18 protein-coding genes are annotated in these 24,225 nt (G+C 55.1%); 9 read left to right on the top strand and 9 right to left on the bottom strand.

Going from position 1 to position 24,225, the window contains the following annotated elements; translation table 11 throughout:
• Positions 1–54 precede the first annotated feature (54 nt).
• On the bottom strand, positions 55–1,122 hold the full coding sequence (locus AC01ZF_RS01205; RefSeq protein ID WP_424675606.1) for a sensor histidine kinase: 1,068 nt from the start codon (positions 1,120–1,122) through the stop codon (positions 55–57).
• A gap of 163 nt (positions 1,123–1,285) precedes the next feature.
• Positions 1,286–2,128: a DUF5656 family protein gene (locus tag AC01ZF_RS01200; RefSeq protein WP_424675601.1), complete on the bottom strand. Its 843-nt coding sequence runs from the start codon at positions 2,126–2,128 to the stop codon at positions 1,286–1,288.
• Between the two features lie 187 nt (positions 2,129–2,315).
• Here AC01ZF_RS01200 and AC01ZF_RS01195 point away from each other — a divergent pair, with 187 nt between their 5' ends.
• The gene (locus AC01ZF_RS01195; protein WP_476575047.1) at positions 2,316–2,819 is read left to right on the top strand and encodes a MarR family winged helix-turn-helix transcriptional regulator; all 504 of its coding nucleotides are present in this window, start codon (positions 2,316–2,318) and stop codon (positions 2,817–2,819) included.
• A 9-nt stretch (positions 2,820–2,828) separates the two neighbouring features.
• On the opposite strand, the gene AC01ZF_RS01190 is transcribed toward AC01ZF_RS01195, so the two are convergent.
• From AC01ZF_RS01190 to AC01ZF_RS01180, 3 genes are all read right to left on the bottom strand, one after another.
• The gene (locus tag AC01ZF_RS01190; RefSeq protein ID WP_428113464.1) at positions 2,829–3,842 is read right to left on the bottom strand and encodes a glycosyltransferase family 2 protein; all 1,014 of its coding nucleotides are present in this window, start codon (positions 3,840–3,842) and stop codon (positions 2,829–2,831) included.
• Positions 3,843–4,076: 234 nt separating this feature from the next.
• Positions 4,077–6,221: a heterodisulfide reductase-related iron-sulfur binding cluster gene (locus AC01ZF_RS01185; RefSeq protein WP_424677438.1), complete on the bottom strand. Its 2,145-nt coding sequence runs from the start codon at positions 6,219–6,221 to the stop codon at positions 4,077–4,079.
• A 117-nt stretch (positions 6,222–6,338) separates the two neighbouring features.
• The gene (locus tag AC01ZF_RS01180; RefSeq protein ID WP_424677437.1) at positions 6,339–7,400 is read right to left on the bottom strand and encodes an ABC transporter ATP-binding protein; all 1,062 of its coding nucleotides are present in this window, start codon (positions 7,398–7,400) and stop codon (positions 6,339–6,341) included.
• Between the two features lie 141 nt (positions 7,401–7,541).
• Between AC01ZF_RS01180 and AC01ZF_RS01175 the strand changes: the two genes are divergently transcribed.
• Positions 7,542–8,189, top strand: a complete 648-nt coding sequence (locus AC01ZF_RS01175) for a CBS domain-containing protein (protein WP_424677436.1) — start codon at positions 7,542–7,544, stop codon at positions 8,187–8,189.
• Between the two features lie 53 nt (positions 8,190–8,242).
• Here the strand turns inward: AC01ZF_RS01175 and AC01ZF_RS01170 are convergent, their stop codons facing one another.
• On the bottom strand, positions 8,243–11,095 hold the full coding sequence (locus tag AC01ZF_RS01170; protein ID WP_476575046.1) for an N-acetylmuramoyl-L-alanine amidase: 2,853 nt from the start codon (positions 11,093–11,095) through the stop codon (positions 8,243–8,245).
• A 208-nt stretch (positions 11,096–11,303) separates the two neighbouring features.
• Here AC01ZF_RS01170 and AC01ZF_RS01165 point away from each other — a divergent pair, with 208 nt between their 5' ends.
• Together AC01ZF_RS01165 and AC01ZF_RS01160 are read left to right on the top strand one after the other, a co-directional pair.
• The gene (locus AC01ZF_RS01165; protein ID WP_428110997.1) at positions 11,304–13,955 is read left to right on the top strand and encodes an ATP-binding protein; all 2,652 of its coding nucleotides are present in this window, start codon (positions 11,304–11,306) and stop codon (positions 13,953–13,955) included.
• Positions 13,952–15,130 (top strand): hybrid sensor histidine kinase/response regulator, encoded by a 1,179-nt coding sequence (locus AC01ZF_RS01160; protein ID WP_428110999.1) that lies wholly within the window; start codon positions 13,952–13,954, stop codon positions 15,128–15,130. Before AC01ZF_RS01165 ends, AC01ZF_RS01160 begins: the two co-directional genes overlap by 4 nt.
• Before the next feature lie 10 nt (positions 15,131–15,140).
• Here AC01ZF_RS01160 and AC01ZF_RS01155 read toward each other — a convergent pair whose 3' ends face one another.
• Together AC01ZF_RS01155 and AC01ZF_RS01150 are read right to left on the bottom strand one after the other, a co-directional pair.
• The gene (locus tag AC01ZF_RS01155; protein ID WP_428111001.1) at positions 15,141–16,919 is read right to left on the bottom strand and encodes an ABC transporter ATP-binding protein; all 1,779 of its coding nucleotides are present in this window, start codon (positions 16,917–16,919) and stop codon (positions 15,141–15,143) included.
• A 47-nt stretch (positions 16,920–16,966) separates the two neighbouring features.
• Positions 16,967–18,718, bottom strand: a complete 1,752-nt coding sequence (locus tag AC01ZF_RS01150) for an ABC transporter ATP-binding protein (protein ID WP_428111003.1) — start codon at positions 18,716–18,718, stop codon at positions 16,967–16,969.
• A 302-nt stretch (positions 18,719–19,020) separates the two neighbouring features.
• On the opposite strand from AC01ZF_RS01150, the gene pufB reads away from it, so the two are divergent.
• From pufB to AC01ZF_RS01125, 5 genes are all read left to right on the top strand, one after another.
• Complete coding sequence (gene pufB / locus AC01ZF_RS01145) at positions 19,021–19,182, top strand: light-harvesting antenna LH1, beta subunit (protein WP_012257957.1); 162 nt, start codon at positions 19,021–19,023, stop codon at positions 19,180–19,182.
• A gap of 27 nt (positions 19,183–19,209) precedes the next feature.
• Entirely contained in the window at positions 19,210–19,380 is a 171-nt protein-coding gene (gene pufA, locus AC01ZF_RS01140; protein ID WP_015941356.1) for a light-harvesting protein, read from the top strand.
• A gap of 249 nt (positions 19,381–19,629) precedes the next feature.
• Complete coding sequence (gene puf2C / locus AC01ZF_RS01135) at positions 19,630–20,874, top strand: cytochrome c-554 Puf2C (RefSeq protein ID WP_476575045.1); 1,245 nt, start codon at positions 19,630–19,632, stop codon at positions 20,872–20,874.
• A 159-nt stretch (positions 20,875–21,033) separates the two neighbouring features.
• Positions 21,034–21,966, top strand: coding sequence for a chlorophyll synthase ChlG (chlG, locus tag AC01ZF_RS01130; protein ID WP_428111008.1), 933 nt, complete (start codon positions 21,034–21,036; stop codon positions 21,964–21,966).
• 30 nt (positions 21,967–21,996) lie between these two features.
• Entirely contained in the window at positions 21,997–23,262 is a 1,266-nt protein-coding gene (locus AC01ZF_RS01125; RefSeq protein WP_476575044.1) for a geranylgeranyl diphosphate reductase, read from the top strand.
• A 408-nt stretch (positions 23,263–23,670) separates the two neighbouring features.
• On the opposite strand, the gene AC01ZF_RS01120 is transcribed toward AC01ZF_RS01125, so the two are convergent.
• Positions 23,671–24,093, bottom strand: a complete 423-nt coding sequence (locus AC01ZF_RS01120) for a cupredoxin domain-containing protein (RefSeq protein WP_424675794.1) — start codon at positions 24,091–24,093, stop codon at positions 23,671–23,673.
• Positions 24,094–24,225: the final 132 nt, after the last annotated feature.

Raw genomic sequence — 24,225 nt, 5'->3', positions numbered from 1 at the left:
CGCCAATCGCTCAACTGCCGATGCAGTGAGAACTAACGGTATGATACTGCAACTTTATGGTTCAAGAGGAAGGGTCACGCGCACTGTAAGACCACCTTTTTCGCCTTCAAAGACGGTGAGTTGACCGTCAAGTTCGGCGATCCGATAACGTAGCGCACGCAGTGCGTGCAGATGCGGTCGTTCGTAGGTACCGTCGAGTAAACCAACACCATCATCTTCGATTTGCAAGGTGGCAACGTGCTCGTCAACGCGAAGCAAGACGTGGCACAACGAGGCGTGGGCGTGGCGGCGAACGTTTGCTAGTGCTTCTTGAGCGGTGCGTAAGAGTACACTCTGCTGAGCTGTGGTGAGCTTCTGCACCGCACCTTCGATCTGGCAATTAACCTGAAAGCCACCTCGTTGCCGTTCCTCATCGACCAAGTGAAAGATCGCGAGACGCAGATCGGGGCGGAGCGAGATGGCCGGGGCCAATTCAGCACTACGTCGGCTACCGGCGCTCATCATCGATGGTGAAAACCAATCAATTCCCGCACTAATCGCTTCATTCTTCGGTAGGGCGGATCGGCGTGTTCCGGTTGGTAGGGTTGTGTCACCAATGAACGACGTATTCTGGTCTCGATGCCGATCAAGCAGCGGTCGTTGCCAGGCAGCTAATACGGTCCAACCGAGGCCGAACAACAAGACAACAACAGCCTGTGGCCCACTGAGTGCCGGTATTGATACCAAGGTACTGCTGACCAGATACGCTATCACAAACCCTATTCCGCTCAGGAGTGCCCCTTGCCAACCGAATAGGAGTGCCGGTGCAATCAAGCTACCTAATGCTGCTGGGCCAAAGGGAAGCCACCCACCACCACTTACCAGAACGACGATGAGCGCCACAAGAATGTCGACGGTCAGCAAAGCCGGTCTGCGTTGCATGAGGCGCAGATAGCTCGACGCTTGGCGAGTAATGAAGAGCGTGACCAGCAATACCAGTAACAACAAACTGGCGTGGAGTGGCAAGTTTTGGGGAGTGTAGCCGGGCAGAGTCAAGGTAAGACCGGCAAGAAGCCACGCCAGCCACCGATACCCGACGAAGAGACCGACGGGGTTAAGACGCTGCCGCCATGTATCCATCATGCGTCGCACGCGCTTTCTCCCGACAGCGGCTGTTATCAAAGCCGCTGTGATGAAACCGGGGATCGACTCAGATAAAGCATGAGTAAGTGTAGCAGAAAGCTATCGGTGCGGCAAGCCGGAATCTTGACTATCGCTACCGGTAGGTGTTGGTGCAGCCAGATGGTTAGAACAACGCAGCGTACACCACTCCACCGATCACGATTGCTCCTACCACACTGTACTCAATTAACAACCGCCGGTTGAGTTGGCCGATGCTCGCATAACCCAGCAATCCGATGACGACATACAGCACTACTAACAGTACCACACCGGCCAGCAAAAAGGTCGTTTGCCAGTAATTCAAGGCCCACATCAGTTCGGCAATACCTAGCCCGCCAATCAGAGCGACCCCTACTGAGACAGGCCGGCGTTGAATATTCAGCAGCGCATAGATTAATAGCGCTGCCACTAATGCCACCATCGTGGCCGAATAAAGTGTGCGGTAGCGAGTGTAGTAAATGGCACTAAAACTACTAAACGCTATCAGATACCCAATCACGTGTAACACAATCTGCGCCGGTGTGTGGACGGTCGGTTGCCAGTCGAGACAAAAATACTGCGCTACAAGAATGACGACCAGCATACCGGCTGTGCCGATCAATGCAAAGACCAAAGCTGTACTGCCCAACACCTGATTGAAGAGCTGCCAGAAGGCGTAGGCCGCGATCACGTTAAGTGCAGGGAGTACCCAAAGCGCCGGGGTTACATTGCGTAATGGCCCCCACGAACGGAGTATCCAGTCTACCGGGTGTGGATGCTGACGGGTGATCCATTCCGCTCCGAGCGTCGTCAGGCCGGCAAGCATACCGATAAAGACCCATGATAGCCCAACCACCGGGAGATCGCCGCCGAAGGTGATGCGTGGATTGATCGCACTACTATCGATAAGAAAGACCAAAGCCAGCCCGAGCGTCACCATCAGCGCAATGCTGATAATCTGTTCGTAGCGCGGTTGTGGTGGTATCACGGTTAAACCTCGTTCGTAAATTGAAACTGTTTCAATTGAAACAATATTGACATAGCGGGAACAGTCATGCTATAGTTCAATGTAGCAGGAATTATACGGCAGACAACAATCTACTGTCTACTGTTATAACTGACTTGTACAGAACTCCTACCCCCTGTGCCTCCAGCGCACTAGTGAGGAGATTGCAATGAGCCTCTCCACAGAACCTGCCGGATGGCAGCAGAGTAGCGAGACGACACCTGAGATTGAGGCATATACGTTGCTGCGTCAGGTTCACTCGATTCTCGAGATGTATAATCGCTATGATCTGCGCGGCGAGGGTTTGACAGTACCTCAGTTCATGATTTTAAACTATGCCTCACGCAGCGGTGTTCCTCTCAGTGAGATCAGCGCACGCATGATGTGCGATAACTCGAATCTAACCGGGATTGTCGACCGGCTGATCGCGAAAGGCTATGTTGAACGTCGCCCTGATCCCAACGACCGGCGGGTGAGCCTCATCTGCTTGACCGAGGCCGGCGCCGAGAAGTTGCGCAATTTGCGTCCCCGCCATCACGAACGTTTGCGGCGACGGATGCGCTCACTGTCTGAGCACGAGGTGCAGCAGTTACGCGAACTATTGCGTTCATTGTACAGCGGGTTACTCTCACCTGTCGAGGACGAGGCAGACGGTCAGTTGAAGATGCAGTAGGCTTCGTGCTCAGCCAACTCCCAGATAATCTTCTCCTGGTTGGTATCCCAGCTCGGTCAGCCAACTGTTGATGAGGTCGCGTGCGCCGTGATTGGTGACATAAACCAGCACGAATGGGCGTGGCCGGTGGTTGAGCCAAGATGGGGCGTGTACCGGTACACCCCAAATGATCTGCCCAATTTTATCTGGGTCGACGTCGATCCAAGCTTCCGGCACAAAACCGCGATCGATCAACCGGCGCGCCCGCTGGCGTGTCACCCGTCCCGCCCCCCAGTACACCAACGGTCTTCCACGGTGGAGACGTGGGTCACGGGCCAAGAAGGTGGCTCGCAGCTCATCAAAGATTGTGCGGGCGTAACGCGGATCAACCCGCGAGGTACGATCTGGCCGTTCACGCCACCCCAGCAGATGACGTGGCAGTTTAGCCATCAGCAGCCCGGCAGTGTACATTCGTAACCACAGCTCGTAATCTTCTGGCCACGGATCGGTAGTATAGCCGCCTAACGCTTGTACGGCTGTCTTCCAGAACATAACTGAGGGATGGGCAAAGGGCGATTCGACATAAATCTCGGCAGCCACCTGTTCTGGAGTGAGGATGCGGTTCTGCCACCGGAGGTATTCACGATAGCCGGCTCGCACCGCCTGCGCCGGAAAGGCAACAACCTGGCAGGCAATGAGTGCAAGGTCGCGTTGTGCTTGTAAAGCCTGGTATTGCAACGCAAGCCGGTCTGGATGCATGACATCATCAGCATCCATACGGGCAATAATCGGTGCGCGCGCTAACGCTAGGCCGAGGTTGAGTGCCGCCGCTAACCCAATTCGCCCAGCATTGATCGGCACAATCCGTGCGTCGTGAGCCGCCGCATCTGCGACCATCGCAGCTGATTCATCGTCCGATCCATCATCGATAGCCAGCACTTCATAGTCGGTAAAGGTCTGTCGTGCTAACGAGCGCAAACAAGCTGCTAGTGTCGTTGCTGCATTGCGAATGGGTAAGATGATCGAAACCTTCGGTGTGGTCATCCTATAATTGTAATTGCACGATCTGTGCCTTGCGGGTGGATGGGGACGCACTGCCATGCATCCCTCCGTTACGTCCGTTGCGTCCTTCGCGCCTGTGCGTTGTTGCGCCCTTCGCGCCTGTGCGTTGTTGCGCCCTTCGCGCCTGTGCGTTGTTGCGCCCTTCGCGCCTGTGCGTCCGTTGCGTCCTTCGCGCCTGTGCGTCCGTTGCGTCCTTCGCGCCTTTGCGTTGTTGCGTTAACCTCCTGCGTCTCTGACGCTCTCAAGTAACAACTCGGCCACATCACGCCGCTGCAACGTCTCGGCGCGACCCGTATTCTTGGCCGCATCTTCAAACATTACCATACAAAACGGACAAGCAACAGCCACCGTCTGTGGTTGTACAGCGGTCAGTTGCTCAAGCCGGATCACGTTCACGTTGCGCTCACCCCACCGTTCGAGCCAGACATTCCCACCACCACCACCGCAACACATCGCCCGTTCGCGGTTACGATCCGGAGCTTCAACCAGCTCAATGCCGGGGATGTTGTGCAATAAACTACGCGGGTCATCGTAGATATCGTTATAACGCCCGATATAGCAGGGATCGTGATAGACCACCCGCTCACGCACCGCTTTCGTCGGCTTGAGTTTACCTTCGCGCACCAGCCGAGCCAAAAACTCGGTGTGATGGACAACCTCGTAATCAATACCGGCCCGCCCGCCAAACTGCGGGTATTCGTTTTTGATACTGTTGAAACAGTGAGCACACGTGGTAACGATAGTACGGAACTTATACTGGTGCATCGTCTCAATGGCCTGCTGGGCTTGGGATTGGAAGAGCAACTCTTCCCCCATCCGGCGGGCCGGGTCGCCGGTACAGCACTCCTCTTCGCCAAGGATGGCAAAATCAACCCCTGCCTTCTGTAACAACTGCACCATCGCTCGTGCCACTTTACGCGATCGTTCATCGTAGCTAGGTGCGCACCCAACCCAGTACAAGACCTCGACCTGTTCTTTCTCGGCCAAGATCGGCACGTCAAGTCCCTCCGTCCACGCGGTACGTTCGCGGGCAGGCAGCCGCCACGGATTACTCTGCCGCTCGATCCCTTCCAGCACCCGTTTAACCCCTTGCGGCACTTCGCTAGCGATCATCGTCAAGTGGCGGCGCATATCGACAATATCGTCAACATGCTCGATCATCGCCGGGCATTCATGGACGCAGGCGTTGCATGTCGTACACGCCCACAATTCCTCGGCCTCAATGACCGTACCAACCAACGGCAACGTCTCGGCAGTGGCACCGTTGCCGTTAAGTTCGGCCAAGGTCTTAATGGTGCCATCTTTGAAATGGATCGGGTCGCCACGCTGTAAATCGGCCAGTTTCGTAATAATGTATTTTGGCGAGAGCAAAGCTCCACTCGCATGAGCCGGACAAACGCTCTGGCAACGTCCACAGCGCATACATGCATCGAGATCCATTCGCCGCTTCCACGTCAGATCGGCAAGTGTTGCCACCCCTAAACGTGGTTCTTCCTTCTCAATTTCGGCTTCGAGGTCGGGGATGGGGTCGAGCGCACCCTTTGGTTGCAGATCGCGGAAGAACGTATTCAGCGGTGTATAGAGAATGTGCCGGAACTTGCTAAACGGTAATGAAGCCATAAACAGACCGGTGGCGAGTGCATGGGTATACCAGAGCAGCGGGTGTATCATCAATGCCACCGGACTCCCATCACCCAAGCCGATTGCCCGGAAGAGGGTGGCCAGCGCAAAACCCAGATACGCCAGCCGTGCCCACTCTTGCTCATAAACCGGTACCCCGCCAATGGTTTGGTTTGCGATGCGCAATCCCTCGATAAGGAAGCCACCAATGCCAATAAACAGCATTACGCCCAACACCCACGCATCGGTGCGTCGATTGTCGAGTCGATCTGGCTTCGTGCGGTAACGTCGCCATGTCGCCCAGATCAAACCGGCGACGAAGGCCAAACCGAGTGTATCAAGGATGAATTCGTAGCTTTTGTAGAAATCGCCGACGAGGATTTTACCGGCTTGTTCACCCATCAACGGTACCGTAAAGTCCTCTTCAACCGCGATAATATCGGTACCGATGAACAGGGTAAGAAAGCCGAAAAAGATCAGTGCATGCATCACTCCGGCTCGTCGGTCGCGGAGAACCTTCTTTTGCCCCAAACTCTGACGGGTGAACTCAAGGAAACGAGTTACCGGATTGCCGATCCGATTCGCGGGCCGTCCGTGACTCCAACGTCTGATGTCGCGCAGGATACCCCACGCCATGACGGCGGTTGTGATGAGAACGGTGAGATAGAGAAAAGTTGCGCCAATGGTATGGTCAATGTTCCAATAGATCTCGCGGATGGCGATAATCTGCTCTTGCTCCATTGCTTCTCTCCGCACAAATACCGGCGCTTAAAGGTGCGCTGATCATAGCATTCGTGCTGCGAAGCGTCAATGCGACAGAAATAGCGTTTATTGGGTAGATACTGACTATGCTCTGGACTATTTCGGCTCAGCGAACGCGACGAGCGGCCCGCGTACCGATACCGCTACCCGTGCACCAATCGGGAGATCATGCCAAGGCGCGAGGCGAGCATTGATCAGCGTACCATCACTAAGGACGATCTCGTAGCGAACATCAGCGCCAAAAAAGTTCCGTTCAACAACCCGATGGGGAGATTCCTCGTCGAGCGTCAGTGTGATCATTTCAGGACGGATCATCACGTTAACCGGACCGAAGTGGGATTGAACGAGTGGTAATGGCCCCAAGGCGCTCTGGGCGACCATGCCTTGTGCTATCGCCGGTACGAAATTGGCGGCGCCGACGAAAGTGGCGACAGCCCGACTGGCCGGTCGTTCGTACAACTCCCGTGGGGGTGCAACTTGCACAATCTGTCCGTCGATCATTACCCCGACTATATCGGCAATACTCAGCGCCTCTTCCTGATCATGGGTAACGAACAAGGCAGTAGCGCCTTCACGGCGTAAAATCTGTCGAACCTCATTACGCACAGTTTGGCGTAGACCGGCATCGAGGTTCGAGAACGGTTCATCGAGCAAGATCAAGGTTGGACGGGGCGCGAGGGCGCGGGCCAATGCTACCCGCTGTTGTTGCCCTCCCGATAACTCGTGAGGCATCCGCCGGCCAGTATCGGCTAGACCAACCAGCGCCAGCAACTCTTCCACACGCTTCACCCGGTCGGGGCCACGCGGTAGGCCATAGGCTACATTTTGGGCCACACTCAGGTGTGGAAACAGTGCATAATCCTGAAACACCATCCCAATCCGTCGTTGTTCGGGAGGTACGCTAGCGCCGCACGGCCCTACCACCGTGCGCCCACCGATCATAATGACGCCATGATTAGGCTGCTCGAATCCGGCAATCAGGCGCAGCAGCGTGGTTTTACCGCAGCCCGATGGGCCAAGCAGAGCCATAAATTGGCCGGCGGCTAACTCAAGATCGACTTCCTTGACCGCTGTGAGCAGGCCATAGCGGCGTGTGAGGCGTTGGATGGAGAGCGCAGTTGTTTCAACCGTGATCATGTGCCGTACCGGGTCGTACATGTTATCGTATTTCCTTTCGATTGTAACATACTCGTGAAAGTTGTTACCCGTTTACTACGCAGATGACCATCACATGGTATAGTTGATACCACAGAGTAGCGAAGGCGCTACTCGTAACGAGGCGTTAGGGAGGTAAGCAGTATGTTTGTTGGCGAGCGCATGTCGCATCCTCCGATTACGGTAACTCCGGAGACTTCGATTCATGATGCAATGCATCTGATGCGCACCGAACATATTCGGCGTGCACCGGTCGTTTCTCACGGTCGTTTGGTCGGTATTGTCTCACTTAAAGACCTGATTAACGCCTCGCCCTCGCCGGCAACGACGCTGAGCGTGTGGGAGTTGAATTATTTGCTGAGCAAGCTGACGGTTGAGCGTGTGATGACGCGCGAAGTCTACACGGTGACCGTTGATACCCCCATCGAAGAAGCGGCGCGCATTATGGCCGACCGGCGGGTCGGTGGTTTACCGGTGATGCGGGAGAACGAGTTAGTCGGTATCATTACTGAAACCGATTTGTTCAAAATCTTCTTGGAACTGATGGGTGCACGTAACGCCGGTATCCGAGCAACGGTGTCGATGGCCGATGAACCAGGTGCATTGGCGAAACTGACAGCGGCGATTGCCAACAGCGGTGGTAATATCATTGCCCTTGGAACATTCGCCGGTGAAACGGCGGCAATGTCAGAAGTGACCTTTAAAGTCAGTGGCATGACGGTCGATCAGGTGCGTGAAGTGATAAAGCCGGTCGTCGCAAAGGTGATCGACGTGCGTGAAACGCATCCGTGATCGGTAACGTTACGTTCGAGCGAGAGACGTTGCCTCGCAACGCCTCTCGCTCGTTATCGCATGATCATCGGCAACAACGACTGATAGATGATCAGTTCGCTATCGACCCGCAAGTGCAGATCGACAATTTCACTCTCGTTGCCGTTGCGGTCGAACGCTTGGTAGCGCAGATGGTATGTTCCATCGGTTAGTGCGCCGATAGTCACGTTGTTTTCGGTGGTCGTAATCCACGTCTCCCCATCCCACGAATACCGTAATCCGGTGCCGCCACCCCCCAAATCGGAAGCGCTCACCCGCAGATCGGTAATCTGCCGGACGTGATTCCCAACCCCCTCACCCTCGACAAGACCGTCGCGCAACAGCCTAAAGTCGGCTGTTCCCGGTTCTTTGATCCGATAACCGACGGCAGCTTCACCCTCGACTTCAAAGTATTTGATAGCAAGCGTGTGTCTTCCCGCCGGTAGCGTGATCGTGCCGGTTACGGTGGTAAAGGGATGGAGGCCGGGGTTGGCGATGACGAGTTGCTCGTTCACCCAGAGCCATGCACCATCGTCGCTGCTCAGCTCGAAGGTGTATACACCTTCGATCGGGGCGACGAATGTGCGGGTCTGTTCGATCAGAAAATGATCGTGGAGATTAGGCAATGGCCCACCGTCACCCCATGCGCGTAACTCACCATTCCAGACAAAACTGCCCAACAACTCGCCGCGCCGCACACTCAGCGGGTTCTGCGTGCGGGCCAAAAGGCGCACAGGGGTATTGGCAAGGCGGTAAACCATTGCCAGCGGTTGAAGTAACTCGTCGTAACGGGCCGGTTGCGGTGGTTGCCGTTCAGGCGTGATCGTAATCTGCTGTTCGGCCTGATTAAGGGCGGCATAGGTAACGTATTCGTGGATCGCGCCGGCGCGTAGCGTTACCGCCCCCGGAACCCGAAAGCGGACGTAGCCGACAATCATTTGGCTTTCGCCAGGATCGAGGCGCCCATCAATTCCCCACCGCCATGGATAGCCGCCGGTCTCGCCCACACAGGGAACGCTGCGGTCGGTAGGACCAAGCATGACGCGGAAACGTCCGGCTTCTTTCGGAAACGCAGGATAGCTCTGGTTAGCATTACCGAGAAAGCACTCACCTTCATCGTAGACGTAACCGTTGCGTTCCGGCGTTGAGGAGCTAAGATCGAACACGGTGCCGCCCGGTGGGTCTTGGCCGTAGATCGGCACTGTGCCGACATTACGCACGGTAAAGCGCACCGGAAGTACTTCACCGGCGGCAATGGTGGTAGCCCCGTATTCGACCGCCACCAGTTCAAGGCGTTGATTTGCCGTATCAATCGGCTGCCATTGCACGGCGTCAAACAGTATTGCCCGCTGCGACGATAGTGGTTCACCGGTGAGATCTGACAGTTCCAGACGGGCAGTACCGGTGGCGAAGTTGTACGAACCGATATCTACCCACCCTTGCTGGACTGCCTGATCGACGACGCGCTCAATCGTACCACCGGCAGTCGTGATTCGATACCGTGCTTGCCGGGTTAAGGTCAGGGGGGCGCAATTATCGGGAATATGCACTAACACCCGGTAGACACCGGCAGCCGGCAAATTAGGACGCCACGTTGCCCAATTGGTACTTTCGGATTGCCGATCGGTGGCGTAGGTGTAGAGTACGCTACCGCCATAGCCACAGACGGCAGGGTACCAACGAGCGTTGCTACGGCTAAACCCGCTCTCGTGCTCTTCAATCACGAGATCGCCGTTGTCGGGTTGGCTCTCCCCAATGAGGCGAGCTTGTACCCGTTGACGGATCAACGGTAAGAGATTGAACAGGCGGTCACCGGGACAGGTTGTATAGCCGTTGGGTGTGACTTGTCGGTGACCGCTGATGTGGTCAATCACTGCACCAGGGTTGAACGGAGCGCAGTAGCGTGAGATCGAGCAACCGTAATAGAAACTGCGTCCCATCGGATCGATGTGTTTCTGGTCGGCTTTCCACGCGAGCAGTGCTACCAACGACTCAATCGCGGCTGCGGTTGGCTCAATCGTGCTATACGTACCGATGAGCGATACCCCCATTGATCCATAATTAGCGGTATCGTGGAAACCGACGACGTCATTACCGCCGGCCCGACCTTCATAGATCACCCCATTCGGGTCAATCAGATAGTTGTAGCCAATGTCGCCCCATCCGCGCGTATAGGTGTGAAACGACCAGATGGAACGCACAACATCAGCCCACGTTTGTCCTGCTGCCAGCGTGTTTGAGCTGGCAGTATGATGGATAACCAGGTGCCGTACCGGATAGTACGCGGGTGGCGCTTGCGGACTGCTCTGACCATGGGGATTGCCCCAAGCGGTTCGACTGACGATAGATGGGCGATCAACAGCGCTTGCCCCGGCTGCCGGGGTAGCTACCGGTGTAGCCGGACCGAACCGGCTATCAACTAGACTGACACGCAGCGAGTGGAATGCCGTTGGGTCAGTCAGCTCAATCCGCACCTGATACCAACGGCGGTCGTCGCCGGCGTAGATGATTTCACTCCAATGCACATCGGGGCCGTCGTTGACTTGCCACAACTCAGGATCCTCGGCTATCTGTGTCCAATCGCTCCACGCTATCCCGTCGGTACTTACTCTCACGGTGACAAAGGTTGGTACCGCCGGTTCAACTGACCACCGCAACAAGAGATGCGTAAATGGCCGTGGTGCAGACATGGGTGGTGTCAGGTACCCATTAGTCGTAGCAAGCAGCGGGAATGTATCGGCGGATGCTGCCCCGGAATGGGTTACAAAGAGCTGCTCATCTGGTCGCCCATCGGCAGCAATGGTCGGGGCAGCCGGAGCCGGTGTGAGCGGTAGGATCATCGCCCAGAGGAGGCTGATGATAATAGCTAGACGATTACGAAATCGCATCGCACACCTCGGTGTATCACATCGCGTGTTCCTCACCCATTCTTAACGATAGTGTGTCGTAAAAACGATGGTTTTAGATGACGAATTGATGACGTAGTGGATCGCAATATTGCTGTAAGCCTTCCGTCATCTCGTTGAATTGCCGGTTTTGTCAAGTTCTGCTACCATACATAACAGTTGATGACTGGTTGTATGTGTGCTCTGAGCTGTGCCTACTTCCTTGCCGGCGTTTATGAATGCCATTCGCTCAAGCATCCAACTTAAAATCTTGCTCTTGCTGCTCGGTCTTGCCTTACCGCCGTTGATTGTTGTTGGCTGGCTTGGACTGAGCAGTTTACATATTGCCCGCGAAACTGCCGTGAATGAGGGTACGAATGCACTTCGCCAACAAGCGACAGCAAGCTTGCAGCAGCGGGCGACCGATAAAGCACAGTTTTACGATGCAGCCCTGATCGGCGTTCAACAACAGGTCGAGGCAGTCGCGGGGTATGCACTCGAGCGGTATGAATCCTTAGGCGAAACGAATAATCGCGAGCGGGTGTGGGTGGCACCGCGGCCAACCGATGAACTCCTGCGCCGCTACGCTTCTCAGGTCGCTTACGTGCGCCAAATCATTCCCATCTTGCGCACGATGGTCGCCAATAATTCGTTGGTCAACATCGGCTACATCGCACTTGAAGAAGGTGGAGTAATCGCCTTCGACAATGAGGCGGTGATTGACCAGTTGCTCACCCTTGAAGCGTTCGATCCGCGAGTACGACCGTGGTATACCAAGGCGCGCGATACTGGTACAACCGTGTGGACGGAGCCTTACATCGACGCCAATAGCGGCATGTTGGCAACCACATGTGCCCGCCCGCTCTACGACCGACAGGGTCGGTTGATCGGTGTCGTAGCGTTTGATCTGTTACTCAACACCATTCAGCAAGATCTGCTAACGGTTGATGTTGGTTCCAATGGCTATGCGTTCTTGGTCAATACCAACGGTGACGTCGTCGTGCGCCCGGATATGCAGGCTGTGGGTCGGTGGGATCAGCCATACCGCACCGAAAACTTACTCAACGCTGCCAATGCCGATCTGCGTGTCGTGGCCGAGCGGATGGTTGCCCGGCAATCAGGCGTCCAATTGATCCAAGAACAAGGACAGGTGAGTTACGTTGCGTATGCTCCGATCACCACGGCAGGTTGGAGCGTAGCCTTGGTGATTCCGGCAGATGAGATCGATGAACCGGCGATTGCCACCGGTGCTCGTCTTAGTGAGAGTCAAAGCCGGTTATGGAACCAACTGGTTGCGACGTTGCTGTTGATCATTGTGCTGATTAGTCTGCTGGGTCTGTTACTCTCGCTCTCTTTCACCAAGCGGATCAGCGTACTGCGTGAAGGGGTGCGTGCGGTTGCCGCCGGTGATCTGTCACAACGGTTGCCGCCCGCCGGTAATGATGAGATTGGTCAGTTGGTTGCTGCTTTCAACCAGATGACCGATACGTTGCAGAGTAAAATTGCCGAGTTGGAAGAGAATGCTCGCCAATTGGCAACGCTGAATGCGGTCTCGAACGAATTGAAAAGTATTCTTTCGTGGCCGGTATTGCTCGAAACGATCCCAAGAGTGGTCTGCGAGCGGTTTGGTTTCGACCGCGCTGTGCTGTATCTCGTTGATGGCGATGTGCTACGGGCGGTGAATGCATCGTTTGGCCCCGGCAATGAATGGCAAGCACAGCAGTTTCTCGCCGTTGCCAATGCTAACCCACTCCGTATCGATGGTGGGAGTGTCGAAGCCGATGTCGTGCGCAGCCGCAAAGCCATCATCATTGATAATCCGTGGGAACATCCACGGGTCGATAAAGCGAAACAGGCCATCTCTGCCAGTCGTTCGTATGTGCAGGCTCCGATCTTTGGGCGTAACGATACGGTGATCGGTATTATCTCGGCTGATTACAAACTGAGCCAGCGACCGGTACAGGCGCGTGATGCCGCTCAATTGCTCACCTTTGCCAGTATGGTCGGTCTGACCATTGAGAATGTCCAGCTCTATAATGATCTTGAGCAGCAGGTAGCCCAGCGTACTGAAGAATTGCGCGCCGCGTTGGAACGGGCACAGTTGGCCGACCGACGCAAGAGCGATTTTCTCGCCAGCATTAGCCATGAGTTGCGTACACCGTTAAATGCAATTATTGGCTTCTCAACCGTCTTGCTCGATGATACTGAGCAACCATTGACGCCAACTCAGCGTGAAGATGTGCAGAGTATCAACCGCAATGGCCGATTCTTGCTCCACTTGATCAATGAGTTACTCGATTTAGCACGAATTGAAGCTGGTCACCTCAACCTGGAACTAGGATCGGTTAATCTCTATCAGATCACCGCTGAGGTTTGCGATACGGTGCAGACGTTGTTGCGTAATCGGCCGGTGACGCTACGGAATGCGTTACCGACGGTGTTACCCGATGTCGTTGCCGACAGCGATCGTTTGCGTCAGATTCTGTTTAATCTGCTCTCGAATGCGATTAAATTCACAGAACGTGGTACTATTACGGTAAGCGCTCAGGTACTTGATGAGGTCAATGAAGACGGTAAACTCTGTCGGTATGTTGCGGTAAGTGTGTCGGATACCGGCATCGGCATTCCACACGAGCGGCAACAAGATATCTTTGGCGAGTTTGTGCAGATTCACGGTCGGCGATCGCGGCTTGGTGGTACCGGGTTAGGGTTGGCGATCACCCGCAAATTGGTAGAGGCCCAAGGCGGGCGAATCTGGGTTGATAGCACACCGGGTATTGGTTCCACCTTTACCTTTACGCTACCGGTTGCTCAACCGGCCTTCATGACTGAGCCGGATGAGGCTAACGTCACAACACTATGAGCCAAATGCCGCAAATCTTGTACATTGAGGATAATCCAGACAACCAACGTTTGGTGCAGCGGGTACTATCGGCACGCGGTTACCAGGTGGTGATTGCCGAAGATGGGCCGCAAGGGCTTGCGCTGGCCCGTACCAGCCATCCGGTATTAGTGTTGGTCGATCTTGGTATTCCCGGCCTCGACGGGTATGAGACAACGACCCGTCTCCGTTCATTACCGCATATGCATGGGGTACCGATCATTGCCCTAACTGCCGATGCTTCGCCGGGTTCGCGTGAACGAGCGCTTGTTGCCGGATGTGATGGTTATCTCAGTAAACCGATTGACGCCCGCGCGTTACCGGCCCAGATCGCCGAGTTTATCGATGGACGGCGTGAGCGGTTGCCCGCTACCATGGAGACGGAGCTGCTGCGGTCGTACAACCAGAAGTTGGTTGAGCGGCTCGAGGCGCGGGTGCGTGAGCTGACCATTGCCAACGCCCAGTTGCAAGACCTCGACCGCATGAAGGACCAGTTCCTTGCTACCCTCTCGCACGAGCTGCGTACCCCGCTCACCTCGCTGCTTGGCTATCTCGAATTGTTTGACCGTGGGATGCTCGGTCCGCTCAATCCCCAGCAAGAAGAGGCTATTCGGGTGATGCGGCGCAGCGGCGAGATTTTGGCCCGTCAGTTGAACAATCTGCTCTATTTTCAGGAAGTTCGTAGCCGTTCATTGAGTTTTGTTCAGTTACAGCCACTCGATATTTTGCGTCCGCTGATCGCAGCGGCTCGTGAACGGGCTGCCCAGGCCCAATTGCAATTTGACGTGGTTCTGTCGGAGATAAAGCCGATTGAAATCGACCGCTCGGCGTTTGAACAGATGGTACGGAACTTGCTTGATAATGCGTTCCAGTACACACCACCGGGTGGGCGGGTGCGTTTGATTGTGCGTGATGAGCCGACGCGGTTGATTATCCGGATTGAAGATACCGGCATCGGGATTGCTCCTGCCGAGCACGAAAAAATCTTCCTCCCCTTCTACCAAGTCGATCATTCGCTCGCCCGTAGCTATTCCGGTAGCGGATTGGGGTTGGCGATTGTGCGCCATATCGTCGATGCCCATGGAGGGCATATTGCGTTGCGCAGCGCCCTCGGTGAAGGGAGTGCATTCACCGTAGCGCTGCCCCGCCGATTGTGACGATACGATGTTAGGCCTCGGTAAACTGCAATTGATATAGTCGGTAGTAGTAACCACGTCGGGCCAGCAGATCCTCGTGAGTGCCGTCTTCGACCACTCGCCCCTTGTGTAACACGATAATCCGATCAACATGCCGTATCGTGCTCAACCGATGGGCAATGATGATGCTGGTACGACCACGCATCAAGCGGGTGAGTGCCTCTTGGATCAGGGTCTCGGTTTCGGTATCAACGCTACTGGTTGCTTCGTCGAGAATGAGCAATACCTCTGGATTGAAGGCAATAGCGCGTGCGAACGCAAGCAATTGGCGTTGGCCGATCGAGAGATTGGCGCCACGCTCACGTACCTCGTACTCGTAACCGCCGGGGAGGCGCTCGATGAAACGGTGTGCGCCGACCAGTTCGGCAGCGGCTCGAACCTGATCATCACTAATTGCCGTATTGTGGAGGCGAATATTACTGGCAATCGTGCCGCTAAAGCAGACCGGGTCTTGAGGGACGGCAGCAATATGGCGGCGTAGTTCAGCTTGGGCTACTTCGCGAATGTCGATGCCGTCGAGTGTAATCTGACCGGATTGCACATCGTAAAAGCGGGCGAGTAATCCGACCAACGAACTCTTGCCGGCACCGGTTGCCCCGACAATCGCCACCGACTGCCCGGCGGGAATGTGCAGCGTAATACCGCGTAGGACCGGTTCTGCCGGATCGTAGCCGAAGACGACATTGTGTAGCGCGATTTCGCCACGTACCGGTTGCGGGAGTGGACGGGGTCGATCCGGATCGCGCACTTCGGCTTGGGTGTCGAGTACGGTGAAGATGCGCTCGGCAGAGGCCATGGCCGATTGCAGGACAGTGTAGCGTTCGGCGAGGTTGCGGATGGGTTGGAAGGCGCGTTCGAGATATTGGATAAACGCGGCGAGTGTGCCGAGCGAGGCCCAGCCGGCCAGTACGCCATTACCTCCGCCCCAGAGTAACCCGGCGGTGCCAATGGTAGCGAGGAGGTTGACCGACGGAATGAAAATGGCAAAGATTAGCACCGAACGAATGTTAGCCTGCATATATTCGTCACTGAGACGCTCAAAATGTGCGCGGCTGCGATCTTCGCCGTTGAACAACTGAGTTACGAGGATACCGCTAATTTGCTCACTGAGAAAGGCGTTGATCCGGGCTAAGCGCTGCCGCACAAGCCGATAGGTCGTGCGCATAAACCGCTGGTAAATCGCCACAATCAGGGCCAATATCGGCAATATCGCCACACTAATCAGGGCCAGTCGCCAATTGAGAACGAACATGACAACGATAATCCCGATCAGGGTGAGCAGATCGGCGATGATCATCACCACGCCCTGCGTCAAAAACTCGTTGAGGGCATCGACATCGTTGGTAATCCGGGTAATCAAGCGTCCGACCGGATTGCGGTTAAAGAAGGAGAGACTCAGTGACAGAATATGGCGAAAGATTGCCACGCGCAGATCCTTCATGACCTGCTGCCCGACGCTGTTGATGAAATAGGAGTGACTATAACGAAACGCAAAGTTGGTCAGCAACGCACCGAGAAACGCCACAAAATAAGGCCAGACCCCATCGACGGCGCCGGCACTGATCGGGCCATCGATAGCTTGTTGGATGAGCAACGGTGGTAGCAGATCGGTCAGAATTGCCCCAAGCAGTAATCCAATGGCCAAACTCAACCGACCCCAATATGGGATGACATAACCGGCCAAGCGGCGCACCAGCCGGCCATCGTAAGCTTTTCCCAGAATAGTATCGTCATCAAACCCGTGTGACATTCATCGCTCCCTGCTGTCAGATTAACGCACACACCATATGATTCGGCTTAGTTGTCCTCTTCCTGTTCCAGTTCGGCAGTGAGCAACTCCCGACGATACATCGCGGCGTAGCGACCGTTGAGGGCAAGTAACGTCTGATGTGACCCCTGCTCAACGACCTGACCATCTTCAAGTACGATTATTTGATCGGCATCGCGTACTGTTGCGATGCGTTGCGCGATAATGATCGTTGTTCGTCCACGCATCTCAGTCTGCAAACTGGTCAGGATCTGGGCTGCGGTGTGAGTATCGACGCTACTCAACGCATCATCGAGAATCAGAATGCGTGGATCGCGCATAAGCGCACGAGCGATTGCCACACGCTGCTTCTGCCCGCCCGACAGCGTCACCCCGCGTTCACCGACCATCGTCGCGAGGCCGCCGGGAAACTGGTCGAGATCGTTTACCAACCGTGATACCTCGATGACACGCTTCAGGCGTAGTGGATCGATGTCGGAAACACCAAACCCAATATTTTCTTGCAGCGGTAGACTGAACAGAAAACTCTCTTGTGGCACATACCCGATCATCCGGCGGAGAGCGGCCAAATCGAGGGCGCGCACATCAACTCCATCGATAAGCACCTGCCCTTCATCGGGGTCACACACTCGCCCGATCAAGTTAACCAGCGTCGTTTTACCGGCGCCAGTCGCACCAACAATTGCCAGCGAGCTACCGGCGGGAACGGTAAACGACAGATTGCGTAGCAACCAGCGGTCATTACTATCGGCGCGTAAACCGACACCACGAAATTCGATGGCCCCATGACCGGTCGGTAGCCGTGGGGTTGGCGGTGAGGTAATGGTGGGTTGGCAGCGCAGGATCTCGTTCAACCGTTCGAGTGACGCAGTAGCTTGTTGATATAAATTGACCATCCATCCTAAAATAATCATGGGGAACGCAAGTAAGGCCAAATAGGCGTTAAACTGAACCAACTCACCGATGGTCAACGTACCGGCAGCAACCATTTGCCCGCCGAAGAGCAAGATCAACGCCGAGATCAGACCGAGGCAGAGGGTCATTGCTGGCCAGAGCGCGCCTGACAACAACACATAGCGCAGATTCAGGTCGCGGTAGCGTTCGTTATCGTTTGTAAAGACGGCGATCTCAGCTTCTTCCTGGGCAAATGCCTTAATCGTGCGAATACCGGCAAAACTCTCTTGGGCACGGGTTGACAGGACACCGAACTGATCTTGCACTCGGTGAAAAATCTGGCGCATACGGCTACCGATCACTACAAAGATGACGGTCGCCATTGGTAACAAGAGCACGACTAACAGGGCAAGTAACGGCTGGGTCACGACCATCAGCACGGCGGCCGCCAAAAAGGTAAGCAATGCAGTCGCTGCACCGTTGAGACCGGGACCGAGGAACTGGCGCACGGCGCTCAGGTCATTGGTCAGGCGGGCCATCAGATCGCCGGTGTAGTGGTGCTGGTAAAACGCCTGATCGAGGCTGAGCAAACGGTCAAACAGATCGGTGCGCATATCTTTCTCGATCCGGTAGGAAGTGACGGCAATCAGCATCCGTTGCGCAAACTTGAGTGTCCCATCGAGGATGGTCAACCCAATCAACACACCACCAAAGATAAGTAATTGGCGTGGGTTGATCACACCACCGTTCAGACTATCAACGGCGAAGCGCAACACCAGTGGGCCGAGTGCGCTGACGGTGGCACCGAGCGCGGCGGCCAAACAGCCGAGGAGCAGACGACGCTGGTAGCGGCGTAAGTATGGAAATAAGACACGCAGGTGATGCATAGCAACTCCTGACAAATCAAATATCGTCAGAGTAGTATACTTGATTTGCGATGGCACAACGTCGGTCGTAAGATGGAAGTAACGCGAGGCATGCGGAGAGAATCGCAACCTACAATTGTCTTTTTTCTTAAAAGCAACGGATTGACATTTTTCATTGACTTCTATATAATTTAATCAACACACCAACGCTGTCCAGTCTTCGTAGCAGACCGCTGAAGGGCAAATAGCGAGCGGCATTGTGTGCGAAAGGCTGGCTGGGTGTCGCAAGAAGGTTCAAGCGATAGCAGAGTGGAGGTTCGCCCATGCGCGACGATGACGATCTGGTACCACCGAAATGGCGCCCGTTGTTTAACAATCAGGACTGGCTGCTCCACGACATCGTCGTGAAGTCATTCTATGGCTTCGGTGTCATTGCAGCGATTGCACACCTGCTGGTTTATCTGTGGAAACCGTGGCTTCCCTAAGCAATTGAGTGTGAGGAGGGATAATTCATGCAGCCTCGCAGCCCGGTACGAACAAATATCGTCATTTTTACCATTCTTGGTTTTGTCGTGGCGTTGCTTATTCACTTCATTGTCCTAAGCAGCCCGGAGTACAACTGGCTATCGGATTCTGGTGGCGCACTGTTGCTCAGCACAGCACGTGCATTGTTTGGAATCTGATGAATGGCGGGCCGGCCACGGCTCGCGTGAGACGGCGACCGCCAGCAGCGCCTCTGCTGGCGGTTATTGTTCGCAAGGACGATGGTTACGCTGCTCTTTTTGCACATAGATAAAAAATTGACCTTTCAAAACAATTCGTGTATACTAGAGCGAGAGAGTTGTTAGTGGCGGCGTAGCCCTTCCGCCGCGCTCACATGGTTACATCGGCGCCGGTATTGTCAGGCAGCCGATCTGGAGCAGGAGAGACCCATGCAATCGTCACGACCAAGTGATCGACAACTGGCGATCGTTGTTTCGGTGGCGGTGGGAATTATTGTCGCGGTCATAACCACTGCAACCTTCTGGTGGGTCTACGATCTGACATTGGGCCGCGCACAACGGGCGGCAGCACAGACGGCCGGCGCGCGTTGGAGCCCAAGTGACGGTATCAAGGTAATCACTGAGTCGCAACCGATCACGCCCACGGATGGCCGGCAGAATTGGTTGGGCCAGCAAGCTTGGAATGAAGGTGTCCAAGCCGGGCAAGCGTGGGTACAGCAGTTTCCGAATACCGTTAACGTGCAAGTGCTCGTTGGGATGAGTTCGGCCCAGATCTGGACGTACATGCAGCAGTACGTCTCCGGTGGGTTGGGGGTTGGCTGTCAGTATTGCCATAATATCAACAATTTCGCCAGCGATGAGTATCCTCAGAAGATCGCAGCGCGTAATATGTTGCGCCTCGTGCGTGATATTAACGCGCAATTTATCGTGAACCTGCCGGCGTGGAAAGGGAATTACGTCCAGTGCGCGACCTGTCATAACAATGCACCGGTGAATATGGAGGCGGTTGGCGCGCAGTTTATCAATTCGGTGCCACCAATTAAGGTGACCGTCGATCCGCTCGATGCCAACGGGCAGCCGATACTCGATCCGGCCCAGAAGCCGGAAGAGATCCGCGGGCAGGTACTGCTCAAGGATGCTATCTTGTACTATGTCTACAACTATCAGGTCTGGAAACCGTTCGATCCGACCGACCCGGAAAGTGGGCGTGGTTCGCTGGCACTGACCTACGAGGGTGGACGCACGCAAGATCAGGTGACGATCAATCAGAATGTGATGAATTATCAGTCGTGGTCGCTTGGGGTCGGTTGCACCTTCTGCCACAACTCGCGTAACTTTGTTGCCTATGAGCTGAACCCTGCTGGTGACAATGTGCTCAATCCGGCGTATGCCTACAATAAGTTGAAGGCACAACGGATGTTGTTACTGACAACGTGGCTGGCCGAGAATTGGCCGCGCTACGGTGCGATTGGTAAGGCAGAAGTGCCAACCGGTAAGAATGTGGCAAGCCCTTACTCGTATCGCCGCCTCGGTGATGGGCAAGTGTACAACATCCCCGGTTGCTATACGTGTCACCGTGGTAATAATATCCCGCTCGCCTCGATTAATCAGGCCAATATCCCGGCCGGTGATGCCGGTGTTGTAGTGTTGCCGCCGCAAATTCGTGGGAATTAGCGACACGACAGTTGTTTCATAGAGGGGCTAGGGGTACTAGCCCCTCCCGTTTCTACCGTATCAACGGATTGCCCCGTTTAGGCGATAGCCAATCTGGACGCTTGCCCATTTATTGTGGAGCGTCAGGTAACGATCTTGCTGAGCTAGAGAGTACGCGCTATGAGCGACATGAGCGACCGCACCAGCGTAACTGTACCTTCGCCACTGTCGGCAACCGATCGATCCCAATCACGCTGGTCGTGGCTTCGTAACTCGATCCAATTAATGAAACCGGTAACGTGGTTCGCACCGACGTGGGCGTTTATGTGTGGCGCTATCGCGAGCGGTGCTGTCGGCTGGAACGAGTCGATCGGTCGCTTGTTGCTCGGTATGTTTATGGCCGGGCCGATTTTATGTGGGTTGTCGCAGGTGGTGAATGATTACGCCGACCGTGAGGTTGATGCGATTAACGAACCCCACCGCTTGATCCCATCCGGTCAGGTCTCGCTACGCCATGTCTATATTCTAACCGCAGTGCTGACGTGGATCGGCACGAGTATTGCGCTGTTCCTGGGTCGTGAAGTGGCGTTCTTCGTCGCTTTGGGGCTGTTGTTTGCGTTGGCGTATAGCTTGCGTCCGATCCGCGGTAAACGCAACGGGTGGATTGGGAATGCGTTGGTAGCGATCTCTTACGAGGGATTGGCGTGGATGGCCGGGCATGCCGCGTTTGCGCCACTGACCGGTGAGAGTTTGACGATTGCCCTGCTCTATTCGCTCGGTGCGCACGGTATTATGACCGTCAATGATTTCAAGAGCATAAAGGGCGATACGCTCATGGGTATCCGTTCGATCCCGGTGCAGTATGGTAAGGTTATGGCCGCACGAATGGTCGTCATTACCATGGGTGTCGCTCAGATCGCCGTGATCGGTTTACTTTACCATTGGGGACATCCCGTAGCGGCAACGGTGGTCTTTCTGTTGCTTGCGGCACAGAGCATTCCAAATGCTCACTTCATCCGTGACCCCGAACACAATGAAGTATTCTTCAATGCCACGGCAATTATGCTCTATGTCTGGGGTATGCTGGCAGCAGCAATTGGTTTGGCAGCATGATGGGCAGTTGCCCCTAGAAGTGTGATGGTAATGGCTCCACGAGTTCTGGTTGTTGGCGCATCGGTGGGCGGGGCGACCGCAGCAATTACGCTGCGGTCGTTCGGTATCGAGACGATTATGATCGAGAAGGAGCTGGTCAAGGCAAAGCCATGCGGTGGTGCAGTGCCGCCGGCCGCGTTTCGCGAGTTTGATTTGCCGACGAGTTTGATCGATCGTAAGGTGCGCCAGTGTCTGATCGTGTCGCCTTCCGGCCAAGAGACCCGTGTCCCGGTGGCGGGTACGGTTCCGAGTGAGGATGATTATGTGGCAATGGTGCGGCGCGAAGTGTTCGATAGCTTCTTGCGCCAGCGCGCTCAAGAGCGTGGTGCTGAGCTGATCCATGCCCAACTGATCGGCCTGCGAGTTGATCGGCGTGGTGTTGAGGCGACGTACCGCACGCCCTCCGGCCATGAAGGGTCTGTGTGGGCCGATGTAGTGATCGGAGCTGATGGAGCCTATTCGCCGACGGCTAAGTTTCTCGGTTTGCCGAATCTGCCTCGCGCAGTGGCAATACAAGAGCGGATTAAACTGCCACCCGGTAAGATGGCTCGCTGGGAAGAGACGGCCGATCTGTATCTTGGGCACGAAGTCAGCCCTGATTTGTACGCATGGGCCTTCCCCAAACGTGACCACATTGCCGTCGGGATCGGTGCTGGCCCCGGCCATGGCTCGGCTGCTAGGCAGTTGCTAAACAATCTCAAGCGGCGGCTCGGTTCGGCCCTCGATGGTGGACAAGTTATCTTGCGGGAAGCCCATGCCTTGCCGATGGAGCCACGTCCGCATTTAGCCTTCGATCGGGCGATGTTCATCGGTGATGCCGCCGGCTTAGTGGTGCATACCTCCGGTGAGGGGATTTATTGGGCGATGAAGAGTGGGCAAATGGCTGCACAAACACTGGCTGAGTATCTCGATGTGCCGAGTGCGGCCAACCTACGCACCTACGAGCGACGGTGGTGGAAGCAGTACGGCACGATGTACCGTTTTCTCCGCTTTTTGCAGGTCTGGGGGTATGGTAATGAGCGGCAGATGGAGGTATTTACCGAGATGTGCCGCAACTACGATGTGCAACGTCTAACGTTCGATAGCTACATGCACAAGCAAATGGCACCGGCGCCATGGTTAGCTCAGTTGCGGATGACTGCCGAAATCATCGCCAGCGAAGTTCGTAACTATGCTCGCCCACGAACACCGCTCCGTGAGCAACTCGGTTTGACGGTAGTCGAGAAGCAAAGGCAGCGGGTTGCAGCAGCAGATTAGGTAACGATGGTGGGTATTGCGGGAGGCAGCCATATCGGCTGCCTCTTCGTTGTGCTCCGGTTGTAAGATGCGCTTCTGGCTGTTATACAGATGTGATACCGTTGTCGTTGCTAACGATGCCTGAATCGGTTTCGTCCGACGGTTTGGGAAAGAACGGCCATCTCTCACTTCAGTACAGAGCAATAATGAAGTGCAGCACGCAGACCGTCTCGCTATTGCAAGAATCCTTAATCAAGGTGGCGAACCTTTCGCTCCCCGTTGCCCACATCATTGCGTAATCGTGTTCCATCAAGTGATCGGTATTTTAAGTGTAGACGATCTGCTGGCTTGTTGTCAAGTCAAACCGCAACATAAAAATATGCGAACCGCATCTGAGGCAGCTCACAGCACGGACAATTGGGGCACCGATTAGCGCTGGGCAACGGTTTCGACAATCGTCAGCGTGCCATGCATCCCGGCGGTGAAATGACCCTCGATGCCACAGACAAACTGGTACTGACCGGCTACGTCAGGTGACGTAAACGTTACTGTGGTACTTTCACCGGGTTTCACTTCGATTTCCCAATAGATATTCTCTTCATCTTCAGCGCCAAAACTATCACCGACAGTAGTTCCGTATTTCATAATCACCAGCTCGTGTTCGATGGCGCCTTTATTGGTCAGGTGCAGCGTAATCTCTTGACCGGGCGGAATAATGAGTTTATCCGGTTCAAACTTATAGTCGGTCAACACAACGTTAAGCTCTGTAGAAGCAGTTGGTTGGCGGCTACACGCACTCAGTGCTGCGAGTGCCAATACGAACCCGAACACCAGCATCCACCTTCGTCGCATAGACTTCCTCATTACTTTGATTTGGTTAAACGTATCATCCGGTAGCGCAATGGTATTGGGAAGAAGGCAAATATACATCAACCATGCCTCGTCAATGAAAAAGGCGCGATAAGCTTCTACCCACGTGCAGTT

It is taken from the genome of Chloroflexus sp. (genome assembly GCF_056331925.1).
This window is presented reverse-complemented; position numbering and strand designations above follow the sequence as displayed.